At 44.3% G+C, this 17207-nt stretch carries 13 protein-coding genes and 1 pseudogene; 3 read left to right on the top strand and 11 right to left on the bottom strand.

Annotated elements, in window-relative coordinates; genetic code table 11:
- Positions 1 to 124: 124 nt before the first annotated feature.
- The 7 genes from purH to mrcB form a co-directional block, all read right to left on the bottom strand.
- Positions 125 to 1705: a bifunctional phosphoribosylaminoimidazolecarboxamide formyltransferase/IMP cyclohydrolase gene (gene purH, locus PSBA01_RS01080; protein ID WP_075107009.1), complete on the bottom strand. Its 1581-nt coding sequence runs from the start codon at positions 1703 to 1705 to the stop codon at positions 125 to 127.
- A 149-nt stretch (positions 1706 to 1854) separates the two neighbouring features.
- The gene (locus tag PSBA01_RS13240; protein WP_045452018.1) at positions 1855 to 2073 is read right to left on the bottom strand and encodes a helix-turn-helix domain-containing protein; all 219 of its coding nucleotides are present in this window, start codon (positions 2071 to 2073) and stop codon (positions 1855 to 1857) included.
- Between the two features lie 292 nt (positions 2074 to 2365).
- A complete protein-coding gene (locus tag PSBA01_RS01070) occupies positions 2366 to 3622 on the bottom strand; it encodes a DUF3426 domain-containing protein (RefSeq protein WP_186474798.1) in 1257 nt (418 codons plus the stop codon).
- Between the two features lie 159 nt (positions 3623 to 3781).
- Entirely contained in the window at positions 3782 to 4708 is a 927-nt protein-coding gene (prmA, locus tag PSBA01_RS01065) for a 50S ribosomal protein L11 methyltransferase (RefSeq protein ID WP_186474797.1), read from the bottom strand.
- Positions 4709 to 4752: 44 nt separating this feature from the next.
- Positions 4753 to 5403, bottom strand: coding sequence for an IS1595-like element ISPssp3 family transposase (locus PSBA01_RS01060; protein ID WP_186474796.1), 651 nt, complete (start codon positions 5401 to 5403; stop codon positions 4753 to 4755).
- Positions 5404 to 5491: 88 nt separating this feature from the next.
- The gene (locus PSBA01_RS01055; protein WP_186474795.1) at positions 5492 to 6304 is read right to left on the bottom strand and encodes a tetratricopeptide repeat protein; all 813 of its coding nucleotides are present in this window, start codon (positions 6302 to 6304) and stop codon (positions 5492 to 5494) included.
- A 46-nt stretch (positions 6305 to 6350) separates the two neighbouring features.
- The gene (mrcB, locus tag PSBA01_RS01050; protein ID WP_186475393.1) at positions 6351 to 8795 is read right to left on the bottom strand and encodes a penicillin-binding protein 1B; all 2445 of its coding nucleotides are present in this window, start codon (positions 8793 to 8795) and stop codon (positions 6351 to 6353) included.
- A gap of 497 nt (positions 8796 to 9292) precedes the next feature.
- Between mrcB and PSBA01_RS01045 the strand changes: the two genes are divergently transcribed.
- Positions 9293 to 12091, top strand: coding sequence for a heavy metal translocating P-type ATPase (locus PSBA01_RS01045; protein ID WP_186474794.1), 2799 nt, complete (start codon positions 9293 to 9295; stop codon positions 12089 to 12091).
- A 100-nt stretch (positions 12092 to 12191) separates the two neighbouring features.
- Here PSBA01_RS01045 and PSBA01_RS01040 read toward each other — a convergent pair whose 3' ends face one another.
- Positions 12192 to 12914 carry a Bax inhibitor-1/YccA family membrane protein gene (locus PSBA01_RS01040; protein WP_071003531.1) on the bottom strand — a complete coding sequence of 241 codons (723 nt, stop codon included), beginning with the start codon at positions 12912 to 12914 and terminating at the stop codon, positions 12192 to 12194.
- Between the two features lie 426 nt (positions 12915 to 13340).
- Between PSBA01_RS01040 and PSBA01_RS01035 the strand changes: the two genes are divergently transcribed.
- Entirely contained in the window at positions 13341 to 14249 is a 909-nt protein-coding gene (locus PSBA01_RS01035) for an NAD(+) kinase (protein WP_237182806.1), read from the top strand.
- Between the two features lie 83 nt (positions 14250 to 14332).
- Positions 14333 to 14644, top strand: a complete 312-nt coding sequence (locus PSBA01_RS01030; RefSeq protein ID WP_186474793.1) for a YeaC family protein — start codon at positions 14333 to 14335, stop codon at positions 14642 to 14644.
- Positions 14645 to 14719: 75 nt separating this feature from the next.
- On the opposite strand, the gene PSBA01_RS01025 is transcribed toward PSBA01_RS01030, so the two are convergent.
- From PSBA01_RS01025 to PSBA01_RS01015, 3 genes and pseudogenes are all read right to left on the bottom strand, one after another.
- On the bottom strand, positions 14720 to 15094 hold the full coding sequence (locus PSBA01_RS01025) for a HopJ type III effector protein (RefSeq protein WP_071003534.1): 375 nt from the start codon (positions 15092 to 15094) through the stop codon (positions 14720 to 14722).
- 164 nt (positions 15095 to 15258) lie between these two features.
- Positions 15259 to 15426, bottom strand: a pseudogene (csrA, locus tag PSBA01_RS01020) (carbon storage regulator CsrA); the annotation flags it as partial.
- Between the two features lie 411 nt (positions 15427 to 15837).
- The gene (locus PSBA01_RS01015) at positions 15838 to 17124 is read right to left on the bottom strand and encodes an aspartate kinase (protein WP_058024167.1); all 1287 of its coding nucleotides are present in this window, start codon (positions 17122 to 17124) and stop codon (positions 15838 to 15840) included.
- Positions 17125 to 17207: the final 83 nt, after the last annotated feature.

Genomic DNA, 17207 nt, shown 5'->3' with positions numbered 1-17207 from the left:
GGCTTTTTTTATTGGGTAATACTTTAACTGTAGTGACCACGAATACGATAGAAGCTGAAAATTAGTTGCAGTAATAAATACAATTGCTGCGACTAATTCCAGTCTTAAACTAATAGATGATTACTTAGTGGCGGAAATGACGCATGCCAGTGAATACCATCGCAATACCGTGCTCATTAGCGGCTGCAATGGTCTCATCATCACGCATAGAACCACCTGGCTGAATGATAGCAGAGATACCCACTTCAGCAGCATTATCGATGCCATCACGGAATGGGAAGAACGCATCTGAGGCCATAACGGCACCTTCAGTGGCCAGTCCAGCATGCTCTGCTTTGATAGCAGCGATACGTGCTGAGTTAACACGGCTCATTTGACCTGCACCAACACCGATAGTACGTTGACCTTTCGCATAAACAATGGCATTCGATTTGACATATTTTGCCACATTCCAGCTGAACAACAGATCTGCCACTTGCGCTTCAGTTGGTTGTACGTCAGTGACGACTTTTAGATCGTTTGCCGTAATCAAACCAAGGTCTTGCTCTTGTACGAGTAGGCCGCCATTGACGCGTTTGTAGTCAAGCTGACTATCACGTTGATCTGGTGCTGGTAGTTCACCACATACTAATACGCGTACGTTTTTCTTAGTAGCAGTCGCTTCAAGTACACCGTCTTCAATGCTGGGTGCAATGATGACTTCTACAAATTGATTATCGATAATGGCTTTTGCAGCAGCAAGCGTCAGTGGACGGTTGAAGGCGATAATGCCGCCAAAAGATGACTCAGGATCGGTGCTAAAAGCAGTGCGATAAGCAGCTACTTGGTCATTATCTACCGCGACACCGCAAGGATTGGCATGCTTAACGATAACGCAAGCTGGTGCAGTAAAGGCTTTAACACACTCAAGGGCTGCGTCAGTATCAGCGATATTATTGTATGATAGCGCCTTACCTTGCAGTTGCTTAGCCGTTGCAATAGAAGCTTGTTGGCTTTTTAAAGGATGATTTTCAGTGTAGAAAGCAGCGTTTTGATGTGGGTTTTCGCCATAGCGCAGATCTTGCGCTTTTTCTAGTTGTACATTAAATGTGCGTGGGAAGTTTTCTGGTTCCTGCGTCTCATTGACACGGCTGCCTAAGAAGTTGGCAATCATACCATCGTACTGCGCAGTATGCTCAAAGGCTTTAACCGCTAAATCATAGCGTAGAGCCGTTGTCAATTCAGTGCCACCATTTAAAGCAGTCAGTACGCGATCATAATCAGCAGGATCGGTCACGATGCCTACATGGGCATGATTTTTTGCTGCTGATCGTACCATGGTAGGGCCACCAATATCGATATTTTCGATAGCATCGTTCATCGTCACGTCAGCACGTGCAATCGTTTCAGCAAATGGATATAAATTCACAACAACCAAGTCAATACGCTCGATTGCGTGCTCATTCATCACAGCATCGTCTGTACCACGACGTCCCAAGATACCACCATGAATTTTAGGATGCAGGGTCTTAACACGGCCATCCATCATCTCAGGAAAGCCCGTATAGTCAGACACTTCCGTCACAGCGACATTATTTTCTGTAAGTAATCGATAGGTACCGCCAGTAGAGAGTAAGCCAAAACCTGCTTTAATAAGGCCTTGAGCAAACTCAACGATATTGGATTTATCAGAGACCGAGAGTAGGGCAAGTGGGGTTGTACTCATAAAAAATCTTCCATAAAAAAAGCCTGACGTAAACGTCTGGCAAGGTGATGATGGCAACAACGGTAGACTATATCGCGATAGATAAAGCCATGCACATTCAATTGCCATGCATGATGATTAGTAATAATGGGTGAGCACATATAGCAGTGCTACATTAAGTCGTAAGTTTTGAGTTTTTTGCGTAAAGTGCCACGATTGAGGCCTAAGATTTGTGCACACTTGGTTTGATTGCCTCGAGTTTTCTCTAGAACCACTGACAATAGAGGCTCTTCGACTTGCTTTAAGATAAGCTCGTACAAGTCGGTAGGCATCTCATCACCTAGCATAGCGAAATACTGGCGAACGACGCGCTCAACATGTACACGCAAAGGCTGCTGTGCGCTACTCGCAGCACTCTCTAACGGGAACTCAACATCGTGAGCGACATGGTGATGATCTTCTTTATTATAATCGGCAGGATGCTCAGAGCTTTTAGCAAAATGATGGGCATGATGCTGTGCATGAGGTGCCATAAGATAATATCCTTGAAATGAAAAAAGAGTCAAACCATAAGATGTCAGAATAATAGTATATCAAATTAATATCGTCTAGCGCTGACAGATTGACGGCTATCTTAAAGTCAGCGATATGTCAGGCTCATTCTATTGCTAAAAATAGTATTCAATAAAGTGGTGTCATCGTAATTCCGCGAATTTGTGCATTGTCAACGGGTATGGTAAATAGTAGTTGTCTGTTATTACTAGCAGCTAGCTGACTTGGCTTACCCAATAAATAGTCGTTAGGCGCTGCTATAAACTCTCCAATCAAAGTGTCTGCCCCATAAATACTCACTTTTATATTTGGATAGAGCTGTGCTTTTGTGCTTTGGTTGTTCAATATCGCGCTGATATCGCTAAATGTACCTGTGGTTTTAATTTGACTTGACCGATGACTTGGATTGGTAATAGTCAAAGCTGTCAGATCAGCGCTTGGCAAGCTACATGCCGCAATAGAGCATACCGTTTGGAGGCGCTGCGCATTGGCAGGGTTTTTGACTAATGTCTCTAGGTTAAACATAACATACTGCGCGGCAAGCAATAGTGCTAATACTAAGCATCCCAGTATCCAGAGAATAGATGCAATTGAATGTGTTGTGGCTGTTGGCGCAAACTGTGCTTGCGCCTTGTTTGCATGTTCTGTAACAGAATTTTCTTCGTCCCTAAGAGGTACACCCATATCTATCAGTAGTTGTGATAAATCTGTGCTATCTACTGATTTGGCTTCGCGTTTATTTTGTTCCTCAAGAAGTGTTTCTAGCCATGAGTTATCAGCTGTGTCGTTGATGCTCGCATGAATGTCATTGGCAGCAGTTGAGCTCAGTACTTCTTGAGCCATTGATGAATGTTCTGTTGTAGTATGCTCGGTAGGGGATGCTACAAATTGCTCTTGGCTTTTATTATTGGTTTTAGAAAATGTGTTTGTCGCGTTGTCAGTTGCCGTTGCAGCATTGGTATCGCTCACTTGCGTCAACCAAGCATCCATGCTGTCTAGTGAGTCGTATTCTACAATGCTGTCTTCTGGCTCATCGATATCCATATCATCATAGATTAAGTCATCATGAATCAATATATCAGCTGAACGTTTTTTATGGAGTGAGGACTTTGCAGTATTTGATATATTAGATGCTTGATTACGACTATTGGTGGAGCTTTCAGGTCGATTACTCAGCTTGGATTGCGCATTTTGATGTGCTGTAGCAGTATGTTGAGTGGAGGAGCTGTTGGGGGTATCAGGGGTTACGATAAGGTGTTGATTGACCGAAAAACTTTTTTGGCACTGAGTACAGTTAATAGTAGCATTGGCTTTATTTAGTTGATTCTGTTGCACTTTAAAGCAAGCTTGGCAATGAGGGCACTGGGTTTTTATTGGGGTGGTCATAGGGTCGAATCCAAAAAAGTATGGTTATCTATACCGCTTAGCCACTCACCAACAGCTACCATGCTTTTTGAAATTCTATAAATCATGAGCAACGACAGAGTGGCGCCAAACATGTGACGTTTGACTGCCCTCTATCGTAACAGATGTAATTAAATGTTACTAGCTAGTAAATGTACCAGATAAACGCTGCCAATGCTGGTCCTCTTGCGCGGTAAAGGCATGCTTTGGATCGAGTGCAAAATAGGGTTGATAAGCGTCCATGACTTGTTCAGTCTGTGACTCGATTAAACCTGCCAATACGATGCGACCTTTCGATGCAATCAATGTCGAAAAGTAAGGTGCTAAGCCAATTAAGGGTTTGGCCAAAATATTGGCGACAATCACTTCTACAGGCAAAACATCATGTTGTGAGCAGTAATCTGTGAACTCTTCGGGCAAGAACGCTTGCAGACGGTCACCGACATGATTACGCACTGCATTTTGATTGGTTGCGAGTACAGCTTGTGGATCGATATCGACTGCATACACTTGGCGTGCACCTAATAATAGAGCGGCGATACCCAAGATGCCTGAGCCGCAGCCATAGTCGATGACCACTTTATCTGTCAGGTCTTGCTCTGTTAACCAGTCAAGACAAAGACGAGTCGTGGCATGATAGCCAGTACCGAAAGCTAAGCCTGGATCCATAATGATATTGGTCGCCTCTGGATTGGGCGGTGTGAGCCAGTCTGGCACAATCCACAAGTCATTAGCGCATTCGATAGGATGGTAGTTACTCATCCATTCGCGCTCCCAATCCTTGTCATCAACAGCCGTTAGCCAGATACGAGTAGCCTGTACTTGTGCGGCAATTTCATGACTGAGCTGCTCAACAGCCTGACGGCTACCATCATCAGTAGTGGCATCAAATAGCCCTGTCAGTATGACTTCATCCCATAGCGGTGACTCACCGGGAAGTGGTTCAAACAAAGGCTGATCACCTGCATCATCTAAGGCAATAGATAGTGCGCCAGCTTCTAATAAAAGCGCTTCAGCCAAATCGACGTTTGATTTTTCACATTGTAAATGCAGTTGTTGCCATGCCATAACGATAACCCTAAGCTAAAAAAATAAGGGGCTGTCCTAGATAACTAGTTCAAACCCTGTTTAACCCACTGTTTTAATTGTAGTAATTGCGACTTTGGGTCACTGTGATTAAAACGCCACTCACATTCCTTTAAATAGAGGTGAAAATGCTCTTTTGGAACTCCGTTAAACTTGCGTAGATGCCGTTTAGCTTGGTTCCAAAAGTTCTCTATACCGTTAATGTGATTCTTGTCATTAACAAAGGTTTTGGAGTGGTTGATACGATAATGAGTAAACTCACTGACATCTAATGCGTTATAGCTTTTAAATGAGTCAGTATAAACAATGCTATCAGGCTTCACTTTTTCTCTTATGATGGGGATCAAAGTATCTGCTTTAGCATGGGGTATAATACAAGCGTAGACCTTACCATTACGCTTTAATAGGCCAAACACGGGCACTTTGCTACCAGCACCTCGCCCTCGCTTGCCTTTACGAGTTCCACCAAAGTATGATTCGTCTACTTCGATTTCGCCCTCAAATAGACCAGGGTCTTGGCTATTCTCGTAAATAAGCACTCGTAGCCTATGAAAGTAATAACTGGCTGTGGTTTTATTAACACCAATTAGGCTTGCTGCTGTTCTCGCGGTAGAACCAGCAACAAATAACTCGATGAGTCTGTTTTGTTTATACCAACTTAGTTTACTCTTTCTCATAGTACTATCCTAAATAATTTTACTTATCTAGGACAGCCCCAAAAATAAATGTATGTTTTGGATAAATGATAACTGTAGTGAGCGGTTATTAGCGTAAAGCTCGTCTTGCTTCACTAACGACGCGTGAGTTACCTTGAGCTTGCCCTGATTGTAAAATGATTTGCCACAGCGCTCGTCTGCGACTGGCATTTTGAGAAACACTAAGGCCACGACGTGCCATCGCTTCTGCCTTACGAGGTTGGTTCTTTTTCAATGCCACTTGCGCCAGATAAAAATATACGGCAGACGACTTGGGGGCCAAGCGCTGTGCACGGGTAAAGCTGTTTTCAGCATTCGTTAATTGTCCTGATTTCAGTTGATTAACGCCTACCTGCATCAAGTTACGAAATGCAGGCAAATTACTGTTATTACTTGTTGATTGTTGAGAGCGTTGCTGTGAGTTTTTTCTTGCCTGCTCTAGTAGATCATTGTGTGACGGTGCTGAGGGCTCAGAGATGATATAGTCATTGCGCGATGGTATGGCAATACCCAGATTAGGCTCTGTCACCACTGGAGTAGGCGGCTCAAATACAGGCGTTTCTTGGGTCAATGGGTTCGGCGACTCGAGCTTTTTGGGTGGAGTATAAGGCTCAATAGGGTATTCGTTCTCATCATCTGCTTCAACGATGGGTGCCTGAGTCACAGTGGTGGTCGATGTCACTGGCGGCTGTGATGATGGGGTTGTTTGAATAGGTGTTGTTTTCATCGCAGCTGAGCTATCTGGCGCAGTCTGGCATGCGCTGAGGCTTAGCATACTACAAACAATGCCACCTATAACTAGAGTATTCACTGACGCAAATTTTTTCTGCCACCAAGACATTGTTTGTGTCACAGAGGCAGACTGCTGTAGAAATGAGACCATATTGAGACCTTTTTTAAATATCAGACGCTACATATTAAAAACAATGTTAAAACCATTCAATAGCACGGTCATACCATGTGTCAGCGCGGTCTTGACCTTCATTATTTTGTCCATTACTGTCCTCTGAATCACCAGCATCAACCGCTTCACCGTTTGGGATATCTAAACCTTCGCGACGACGTTGCTCATTGATCGCGCTCTGCTGATTTTGGAATTGAGATTGCTCGCGAGCACGATCTTGTTGATACAAGCTAAGCGCGCAGCTACTGGCTTCCTCTGGTAAATGTGCTGACATGACAGGTAAGTAGCGAGCATTGGCACAACGTTCGTTAGACAGCTTGCCTGAGTTGTTCTCGAGCCACAACCATTCGATACCTTCTGGCTCTGGTAGCGCTACTGGAGTGAGTTTGAGGCGTTTCATATAATCGACCCAAACCGGTAGAGCACCAGTACCACCACTCAAGCCAATGGGCTTGTTGTCATCACGACCAACCCAAACAACACTGACGTAGTTGCCACTGTAGCCTGCAAACCAAGCATCACGGTAGTCGTTTGTCGTGCCCGTTTTGCCGGCGAGATTCAGATTGCTGCCAAGTGATTGAGCCCGTCTGGCGCTACCGTTTGACACCACTTGTTGTAGCGCATAGTTGGTCAAAAAGTTGGTCTCAGGTGGAATACTGCGCTGAGTATTGAGTCCGGTACGCTGCAAAATACGACCGCGATCATCAATAACCGTGCGAATACTATGAATAGGCGTGCGGAAACCGCCAGTCGCAAAGACTTGGTAAATACCTAACATGTCCATCGGGCTCAGATTGACCGACCCTAATAACGCTGATGGGTAGGATGGTATTTCTTCTTTAACCCCCATGCGTTTTAGTTGTTTGGCAAAAGTATCAACCCCAAATTCCATACCTAAGCGTACCGCCGCTTGGTTATAAGATTGCGACAGTCCTGTGGTCAGTGGTACATAGCCATGATCACGGTTGTCATAATTCTTAGGACTCCAATCGGTACCATCATTCAGATTGACTGTGATAGGTGAGTCATCCACCGAGCTTGCTAAGTTATAACGACCACTCTCAAGCGCGGTCATATAAATGATTGGCTTCAATAAAGAGCCGACTTGACGCTTGGCATCGACGGCGCGGTTAAAGCCCGTGAACTCACTGCCACTACCAACGACAGAGACCAATTCGCCAGTTTCAGGGTTGGCACTGACGAGCGCGCCTTGTAAGTCTTTGGTTTTGCTACCGCTACGGCGCAGCTCGCCCAGTTTTCTATCAACCGCCTTATCTGCTGCCAACTGAGCAATAGGGTCTAGGGTACTAATGATGATTAGACCTTCATTTTTGAGATCATCAGAGTAATAGACATCATTGAGCTCACGTTTGACGATGTCCAAGAAATCAGGGAACTGGCTCTTGCCCTCAGCAGGCTTGTCCACGATACCGAGCGGCTGTTTTAAGGCTTTGTCATAGTCCTCTTGACTTAGCGTGCCCATTGCGAGCATGTTACCAAGCACCACGTCACGACGAGCTTTTGAATCATTTGGATTACGACGTGGGTTGTAAATACTTGGGCCTTTTGCCATACCAACTAGCATGGCTTGCTGATCTATACGCAGCTCGTTAAGTGGTTTATCAAAATAGAACTGTGAGGCCAAACCAAAACCATTGATAGAGCGATTGCCGTTTTGACCCAGATAAATTTCGTTCAAATAAGTCTGTAAAATTTCATCTTTACTATAATGCAGCTCAAGCAGTACCGCCATCAACGCCTCATTGGCTTTGCGTTTGAGGGTGCGATCAGAGTTGAGGTAAAAGTTTTTGATCAGCTGCTGGGTGATGGTCGAGCCACCTTGCCTAGCACCACCAGTAAAGTTATTGATTACGGCACGGGCGATACCGCGTATCGAGACGCCTTTATGCTCATAAAACGCGCGATCCTCGGTGGCAATCAATGCATCAATCAGTGGCTGAGGCACATCATCTAAAGAGACAACCATTCGATCTTCGTTACTGTCTGGATAGATACCACCGATACTCACTGGCTCTAGACGAATGATGCCACTTTTGGCAGGTAAGGTGCTTTGAATAGAGTCAACTTTATTGCCAGCAAGGGTCATTTTGATGACTTGCTCAGCATCTATATCGCTTGAGCTATAGGTAAAGCCGCGCGTATGGATAAAATAAGTATTACCCGATCTATGATAAGTGCCAGTGCGATCATAAGACTTGTTGCTTTGATAATTAAGCAACTCCAGCCACGTTTTCATCGTGTCTCTATCGATATTGGCACCCTGATATAGCTCAAGCGGCTGTGAGTATACTTTAGCTGGAATATCCCAGCGCTTGCCTTCAAACTTATGGGTAATGGTGCGATCAAGCTTGACCAAATACAGTGCAAATAGCACCATGCCAGCGATGATGATAATTAAGAGAAGACTACTAAATACCAAGCCGCGCTGCTGTGAAGGTAAGGCATTCATAGCAGGCTTAGATGATGGGGGTAGCTTGGTATTTGGTAACTTAAAATTGGATTTTTGCACGGATGTCGCACCATTTTTGGATAAAAAACTGCCTCATAATGACGCAAATTGACAAATTTTTCAATCTATCATCGTTAACGAGGGCATTCATTGGTATTAGACCATAAGCAATGGTACTGCCTAGGGCGACTGCTTGTAGTATAATCTCTACTAAAATACTGATACTTATAGTCAAGTATCAGTATCTTTCAATTGGGTTAATAAGCGCCATATAAGATAACAATCTATGATATGTACCATGATGTATTTTGTATGAATCCGCCGTTGCTAGTTATTTGCTATTAGCCATTTATTATCAATATTGTGCTACTAACAATAGTGATATTCATGTAATGAAAAGTGGCTCTGTTGCACGACGTACAGTACAGTCAATCAGAGCAAGTTTGCCTTAAATGAATGCATTTTGAGCAAGCCTGTCAAAGGAAGTAAGCGCGACTATGTCTAGTATTCCATCATCAGTATCATCTGCTACCAATCATTCTTATGAAGACAACTCTATTACTGACGGCTTGGTACTACCGCTTGCTGATCACTGCTTTCACTGCGGCGATCCCGTACCCAAGCCGCCGTTTCATACTGAGATATTAGGCAAGTCGCGTGAGATGTGTTGTATGGGCTGTCAGTTAGCAGCTCAGAGCATCGTAGAGGCTGGTCTTGAGCAATATTATCTTGACCGTTCGGAGATTAACCGTACAGCAAGCTTACCGACCCAGCTGACGCGTCTTGAGGTATATGATCATGACGAGATAAAGTCGCAGTTCGTATATGCGCAAGATGGGCTGTCGGTGGCGGAGCTGTCTGTTAATAATTTGCGCTGTGCGGCCTGTACATGGTTGATTGAGTCGCGTCTCGATGAGCTAGAAGGCATTAGTAAGTGTCAGGTGAATTTGACCAACCAGCGTATGCGGGTCATTTGGAATGAAGATAAGTTACCGATTAGCCGCATTTTAGCGGTCATCAATGAGATTGGCTATGATGCCAAGCCTTATCGGCAAGATACCCATGAAGCCATGCTGGCGCGTCATAACAACCAAATGCTATTGCGTCTTGGTATCGCGGCACTCGGTTCAATGCAGGCAATGATGTATGCCGTTGCGCTTTATTTTGGTGAATATAGCGACATGTTGATATTTCAGCGTGACTTTTTGCGTTGGGTGTCTTTATTTGTTAGTACGCCTGTTTTCTTTTATGCCGGTATTCCTTTCTTTACCTCCGCATGGTCAGCGATTCGTGCGCGCCAGGTCAATATGGATGTGCCTGTTAGCCTTGCTTTGATTATCACCTTCTTTGCCAGTTTATATGCCACCATTACTGGGCAAGGGGAGACATACTATGACTCCGTCAGTATGTTTATTTTCTTTTTGCTGGCAGGACGCTATATCGAACATAATGCCCGTCTAAAAGCTGCGACCATGGCCAATGATCTGGTCGTAGTAGAGCCAGTATTGGTACAAAAAGTGGCTGAAGACAAATCAGCAGCAGAGCGTATTTTGCAGCAGATCAGAGACAATGCGTCTCAACAAAGTGACAATGTTGAAGATGAGGCAAAAAAGGCATCAGATGCGACGACAGAAATGATGCCTAACTTTATGAAGGGTGTTGATGCCAATGTTCATCAGCTCACATCGGGTATTGCTCAAGATTGGCAGCAGTCACGTCATCAACAAAATGCGTTATCACAGGTAGAGGAAAATATAGCATCAAAGCAGATGGTGACGGCTCATAGCTTGCAAGTGGGTGACATTATTTTGGTTGAAGCGGGTTCTGAGATTATCAGTGACGGTATTTTGTTAAGTCCTACTGCAACAGTCTCGCAAAGCCTACTGACAGGCGAAGGTGATTTAATCATTAAGTCCCAAGGCGATTATATTGTCGGCGGTGCGCAAAACGATAGCCAGCCGTTTGAGATGTTGGTGACGGCATTACCAAAAGACAGTCAAATAGGGCTGATTGATAGACTGATGAACCGCGCCATGAGCGAAAAGCCTAAACTTGCACAACAAGCAGATAAACTGGCACGTTGGTTTGTGGCGCGTATCTTAGTGCTATCAGTTTTAGTGTTTGTTGGCTGGTACATTGTCGATCCAAGCCAAGCTATTTGGGCAACAGTCGCCGTATTGGTTGCCACTTGTCCTTGCGCCTTGTCATTGGCGACGCCGATTGCCTTGACTGTTTCAACCAATCGTTTAGCCAGCTATGGTTTTTTGACGACGCGCGGGCATACGCTGCAAACATTGGCTGAAATTACACATGTTGCTTTTGATAAAACAGGTACGCTTACTTATGGGAAGCCAAATTTATTAAATATTGAGGTAATCGAGCCAGTAAACCAGACTGATTCTGATAACTCAGCATCAACAGCACAAAAAGATAAACTATTGGCAATCGCAGCTGCCCTAGAGGTAGGGAGTCGTCATCCGATTGCACACGCGCTGCTTACCGCTGCCTATCAGTTACATCTGCCATCGACGCAGGCCATGCAGCATTATCCCGCAGGCGGGGTAGAAGCCATGATTGATGGCATGGTATATCGCATTGGTCATGTGAATTTTGCGTTAGATAAAACCAGTGGCAGTACCAATGAGGTCAATACAAACAATGATTTGAACATTGACTTGGCGGCGCAGCGTGCCAGCTCAGTGGTTGTCTTATCGAGCCAGAAACCTGATACAAATGACTGGCAAGCGCTGGCGTGCTTTTATTTTAATGACAAGGTACGTGATAGTACCCAATCGATGCTCGATACGCTCAAAGGTCTAGGCATTGAGTCTGTGATGTTGACGGGGGACCCAAGCCCGCAAGCGCTCGTGATGGCTGAGAATTTAGGGATACAGTCAGCTTATCATGGTCTATCACCGACTGATAAAGTCAATCATATTCAGCAGTTGCAATCTAAAGGCGCTGTTGTCTTGATGGTGGGTGATGGCATCAATGATGCACCAGTGTTAGCAGCGGCTGATGTGTCCACCTCGATTGCTGGTGCCGCAGATTTGGCACAAGTATCTAGCGACAGTATTATTTTGAATGGACAGATCGAAGCCATCACTGCTGCCAAACGTATCTCTGATAAAACCGAACGTATTATTAAGCAAAACTTCCGCTGGGCTTTGGCTTATAATAGTATCGTGCTGATACCAGCGGCTTTAGGGTATGTACCACCTTGGCTTGCTGCCATCGGCATGTCACTTAGCTCATTGTTTGTGGTGTTAAACGCGCTACGCCTAAAGCGAGCTTAGTTGAACTATAGCTCTCAGAGTTTGCCCATAAAAAAACCGCCTGCAACTATCAATAGCTCAGGCGGTTTTTTTTATACAGATTTACTATCGAATTATTTGATTAGTCTTGAAGATAGCTGAGCAGACGCATAAATTCGATATACATCCAGACTAGCGTGGCAAGAATACCAATGCTGAACAACCATTCGTAGTCTTCTGAGATACCCATAGCAACACCGCGATCGATATTGTCAAAATCTAATAATAGCGTAAAAGAAGCGATAACAATCACAAACAAGCTAAAGCCGATAGCGATAGCACCACCTTCAAACAAGAATGGCAAAGTTGAGCCAAATACTAAAGACAGTACCCACTGTGCTACATAAACTAGCATGATAGCGATAACGGCTGAGGTCACGATAGAACGGAACTTTTCAGTAACCTTTACCAAACCTGAGCGATACAGTCCTAGCATGACTGCTGCTGTGACGAAGGTCGCACACATTGCCGTGACTGGGACGGTTGGATACATTCTCATGAAAAATAATGAGATACCGCCCAAAAAGATACCTTCTAGCAAGGCATAAGGCACCGCCAACGTCTTTGCTTTTTGTGGTTTAAAGGTAATAAAAAGAGCAAGAACAAACGCAGCAATCATGCTACCAAAGGCTGCCATGGTAATAAAACCTTGCGATAAACCTGCCATAAGCGCATAAAAGAAAAAGCCCACACCAGTAATAGCTGATAACCCAAGTAACAGGCTGGTCTTTTGAATAACGCCTTTGACCGTCATTGGATTACCGCCGATCGCAAGTTCTGCGCGACTGACAATAGGATTGGCCATACATAAGTCCTTAATAATAAAATATAAAAATAGAGATGCTGCTACTTTAGCAAAACCGCCGTTATTGTCAACTGTGTTTGCGTGACAGCCGTTACAGCTTGAGCTACCAAGGCTGATTGGTCAGTAGTCAGTGCATATTGCAACCAAAAATAGATAGATGGTAGAAAAACCAGTAATCTAAGCAAACGAGCAAGTCCCAATAAGGCATCTGATATATTTTATATGGGGCCAGTTACGACAGTTAACAACGATAATTCATAAACATGCTAGTCTAAGCGCGCATTTATCGCTATTATTACCCTGTACTTCACCGTTATACCGAGTCGTTTTATGGAAAACTCAGCGCAGTCAGCAAGATTGCCACACTTACACGAGTCAGAGCTGTTCCACGCTATCAAAAATCCTGCTTTTAGGCGTATTGGTTTGATGGGCCGTGCTGGTAAACGCAGCGTCACGCGAAGTCTGGTACAGATTGCGCAAACCATCAATGAGATGAACTTGACGTTGATCATGGATGTACAAACAGCCAACTTACCAACGCTTAACCTCACAGAAGTAGAAAGAGTCAAAATCGTTAAGCGTGGCTTGATTGGTGAGATTTGCGATTTGGTCATCGTTGTTGGTGGTGATGGGTCGATATTGCATGCTGCCGAAGCATTGGCACGCTACCGTGTCCCAGTATTAGGGGTTAACCGTGGTCGTTTGGGGTTTTTGGCAGATGTAAAGCCCAACGAAGCGGCTTTTAAATTACGCCAAGTATTGATGGGCGATTATCAGCTGGATCATCGGTTTTTATTGACGATGGAGATACGAGAAGGGCGTAAAATCATTCATGAAGACATGGCGCTGAACGACATCGTACTGCACGCTGGTAAATCGGTACATATGATCGATTTTCAGATGAAGATTGATGGACATGATGTTTACAGGCAGCATAGTGATGGCCTGATAGCAGCGACACCGACTGGTTCAACCGCTTATGCTCTATCTGGTGGTGGCCCCATCATTCATCCCAGTATGGATGCGATTTGTCTTGTGCCTATGCACCCACATACGTTGTCTAGTCGCCCGATTGTTGTCAGTGGTAATAGTGAGGTCTGTATTCGTATTCATGAAGACAATCGTACGCAGCCGATGGTCAGCGCAGATGGCAAACCAAGCGTACCGCTTGAGCAAGAACAGCGCTTATATATTCGTAAGCACCCTGACAAGCTCACTTTACTGCATCCGCCTGGATTTGACTTTTATGAAGCCTGTCGTACCAAGCTGCACTGGAACGTACATGCCGAAGAATTCAGTCTGGATGTCGATGATGATATTATAGATGATGAATAAGCGTATCTATTAGAGCATGTTTTCAAATCGTCCAATAGCCATCAAAAAATATGATGAAAAAATAGTAGTGGAGAGTAGGCAAGATGGATAAACAAACAATACTAGCCAGTCTAACACCGGAAGTGGTTGATAAATTCCGCATGGCGATTGAGTTAGGTAAGTGGCCTGATGGTCGCAAAATTACCGCTGAGCAGCGAGAAACTTGTATGCAAGCGGTGATGGTGTGGGAACATGAGCATCTACCTCCTAACGAGCGTATCGGTTTTATCCATAAACCAGTAAAAGAGGACGGTTCTATCGTGGGCGCTGAGTGTGATGTCGAGCATGAGCATCACTATCCTAATATGCCGAACCCGAAAGGGGCGGTACAACCTGTGAAGTTTCGTAATAAATAGGACTATAAACAGTCAATAAAAAAGCCACGCTAATGAGCGTGGCTTTTTTATTAATAATTACATACTAAGTAATACTTAGATCGCAGTTGTATCAACACTAGGACGAATGGTTAACGGATTTTTTTGCATTAAAAATCCTTGCCAGCCCCAATGCAAAAAGTTGCGAATATTAGCATGGTCAGTACCGTTAGGCGTTGCTTGCACTTTGGCATAATGTTCGCCGAATAGTTTTAGCGTGTCCAGTTGATTCAAACCGTGATGCTTAGCGAATCCAAAAATCTTTGCACTGCCTTCGTTTTCGCCCGCTGCATTATGGACCATACCGTTGACAAACGGGGCAGGCGAATAGCGATAAAAATCATCGATAAAGCTGATAACATCATTGAATCCAATGGCTTTTTTATTCAAACCATTAAGTAGAGCCGATACATCTGATTGGCGGATACTCATAAATAAATGACCTCAGAGCAGTTTAAAAAATAAAAAATATAATGCTTATGTATGCTCATTAGTCGTTGAGCATTAAGTATTATAAATTAGCGATTGAAGTAGTCTTCGTCATCGAACGACGGCGAAAAATTGCCTTGCTCAAGATGTTGCATGTGCGACTGTACAGAGCGCTCATGCTGGATACGTTGATAAATCTCTTCGCGATGTACGGCAATATCTTTAGGTGCATTCACACCGATACGTACTTGATTGCCCTTGACGCCCAATACCGTCACACTGACTTCATCGCCGATCATTAGCGTTTCGCCCACACGGCGTGTCAAAATTAACATGCGTCACACTCCTTATGTCGCATCAACAGATTATTACTCATCAGATTACTTCTCAATTGCAGAACATCACCGCAGCACTCAGTAAGTAATATATCAATAATTACCATACTCGACATTGTGCAAACCACGGCAATGATAGGTAGATTCATTTAGCCCAAATGAAAGCCCATTATAGGTGGCATAACAGATACTGTCACGGTTTTTCACAAAACTATTGGGTAAATGCTCATTTCAACTATGCTAAAAAATAAAATAGGATCTAAAAAGATCCTATTTTATTTAAGTACTGTTTTTATTTGGAGGCTATTTGTTTAAACGAAACGCTATTTATTTACATACGATGCGAAGTTTTCAATAGCGGTTAATAGATAACCATCAATGCTAAAGCTGTATTTTAACAGTTTTTTGGTCTTATAGCCCAGCGATTTTGCTCTCGCCATCTTCACGGTCAAGACCAAAGGCAGTGTGCAGTGATTTGACCGCTTTTTCTAAGTGTTGGTCTTGAATCAAAACAGATACTTTGATCTCGCTGGTCGATATCATTTGGATATTGATATTGTTCTCAGCCAATGTTTGAAACATGAGGCTGGCAACCCCTGCATGTGAGCGCATACCAACACCAACTAGTGAGACTTTGACCACTTCGCTGTTGCCTGATATTTCTTTGGCACCAATCTCGTCTTTGACTTCCTCATTAAGCACTTTTAGCGTCTTGTCCAAGTCAGTACGATTGACGGTGAAAGTAAAGTCAGTGGTACCATTATCCGAGAGGTTTTGGACAATCATATCGATTTCGATATTGGCACGGCCAATTGGGCTTAAGATAGCAGAGGCGATACCAGGATGATCGGGTACACCGCGCACTAAGATTTTTGCTTCGTCTCGGTTGAATGCGATACCTGAGATGATTGCCTGTTCCATATTGTCTCCTTCGTCTATCGTAATTAGGGTGCCCACGTTGTTTTGAAACTCTTGGTCAAAGCTACCGTCAGTGTTTTCATCAAAGCTAGATAGGACGCGCAGTGGTACGCCGTATTTGCCAGCGAATTCTACTGAGCGAATCTGTAGGATTTTGGAGCCAAGACTTGCCATCTCAAGCATTTCTTCAAAGGTGATTTTTTCAAGCTTTTTGGCTTTTGAGGTTACGCGAGGGTCAGTGGTATAAACGCCATCGACATCAGTATAAATTTGACATTCATCAGCACCTAAAGCCGCTGCAATCGCAACGCCTGTCGTATCAGAACCGCCGCGCCCCAATGTGGTTGCATTGCCTTCTTCATCAATACCTTGAAAGCCTGCCACAATGACGATATTGCCGGCATCTAGCTGCTCGCGTATGTTTTTATCATCGATGCTTTCGATACGGGCTTTATTATGGGCGTTATCAGTTTTGATCGCGACTTGACGACCAGTCATTGAACGCGCACCAATACCAAGCTCTTTTATCGCCATCGCGAGTAGTGAGATAGAGACCTGCTCACCGGTTGAGACCATCTGGTCGTACTCACGTGGGTCAGGGTTGTTACTGATTTGGCGTGCTAGATCAATCAAACGGTTGGTTTCGCCGCTCATGGCTGAGACCACGACCACGACTTGATGACCATTGTCATGCCAGCGTTTGACGCGTTTGGCGACGTTTTTGATGCGGTCGATACTGCCCATCGAGGTGCCGCCGTATTTCTGTACTATTAACGCCATAAAAATCTACCTATTATTCATTAATGACCTTTTATTCTCATGGATCAGTCTCAATGCGACACGTGTCCATGCGTGTATAGATA

It is taken from the genome of Psychrobacter sp. KCTC 72983 (assembly GCF_014280455.1).
Lineage (GTDB): Bacteria > Pseudomonadota > Gammaproteobacteria > Pseudomonadales > Moraxellaceae > Psychrobacter > Psychrobacter pacificensis.
Note: the sequence above shows the minus strand (reverse complement) of the source record. Positions and strands in the feature narration are given on the sequence as shown.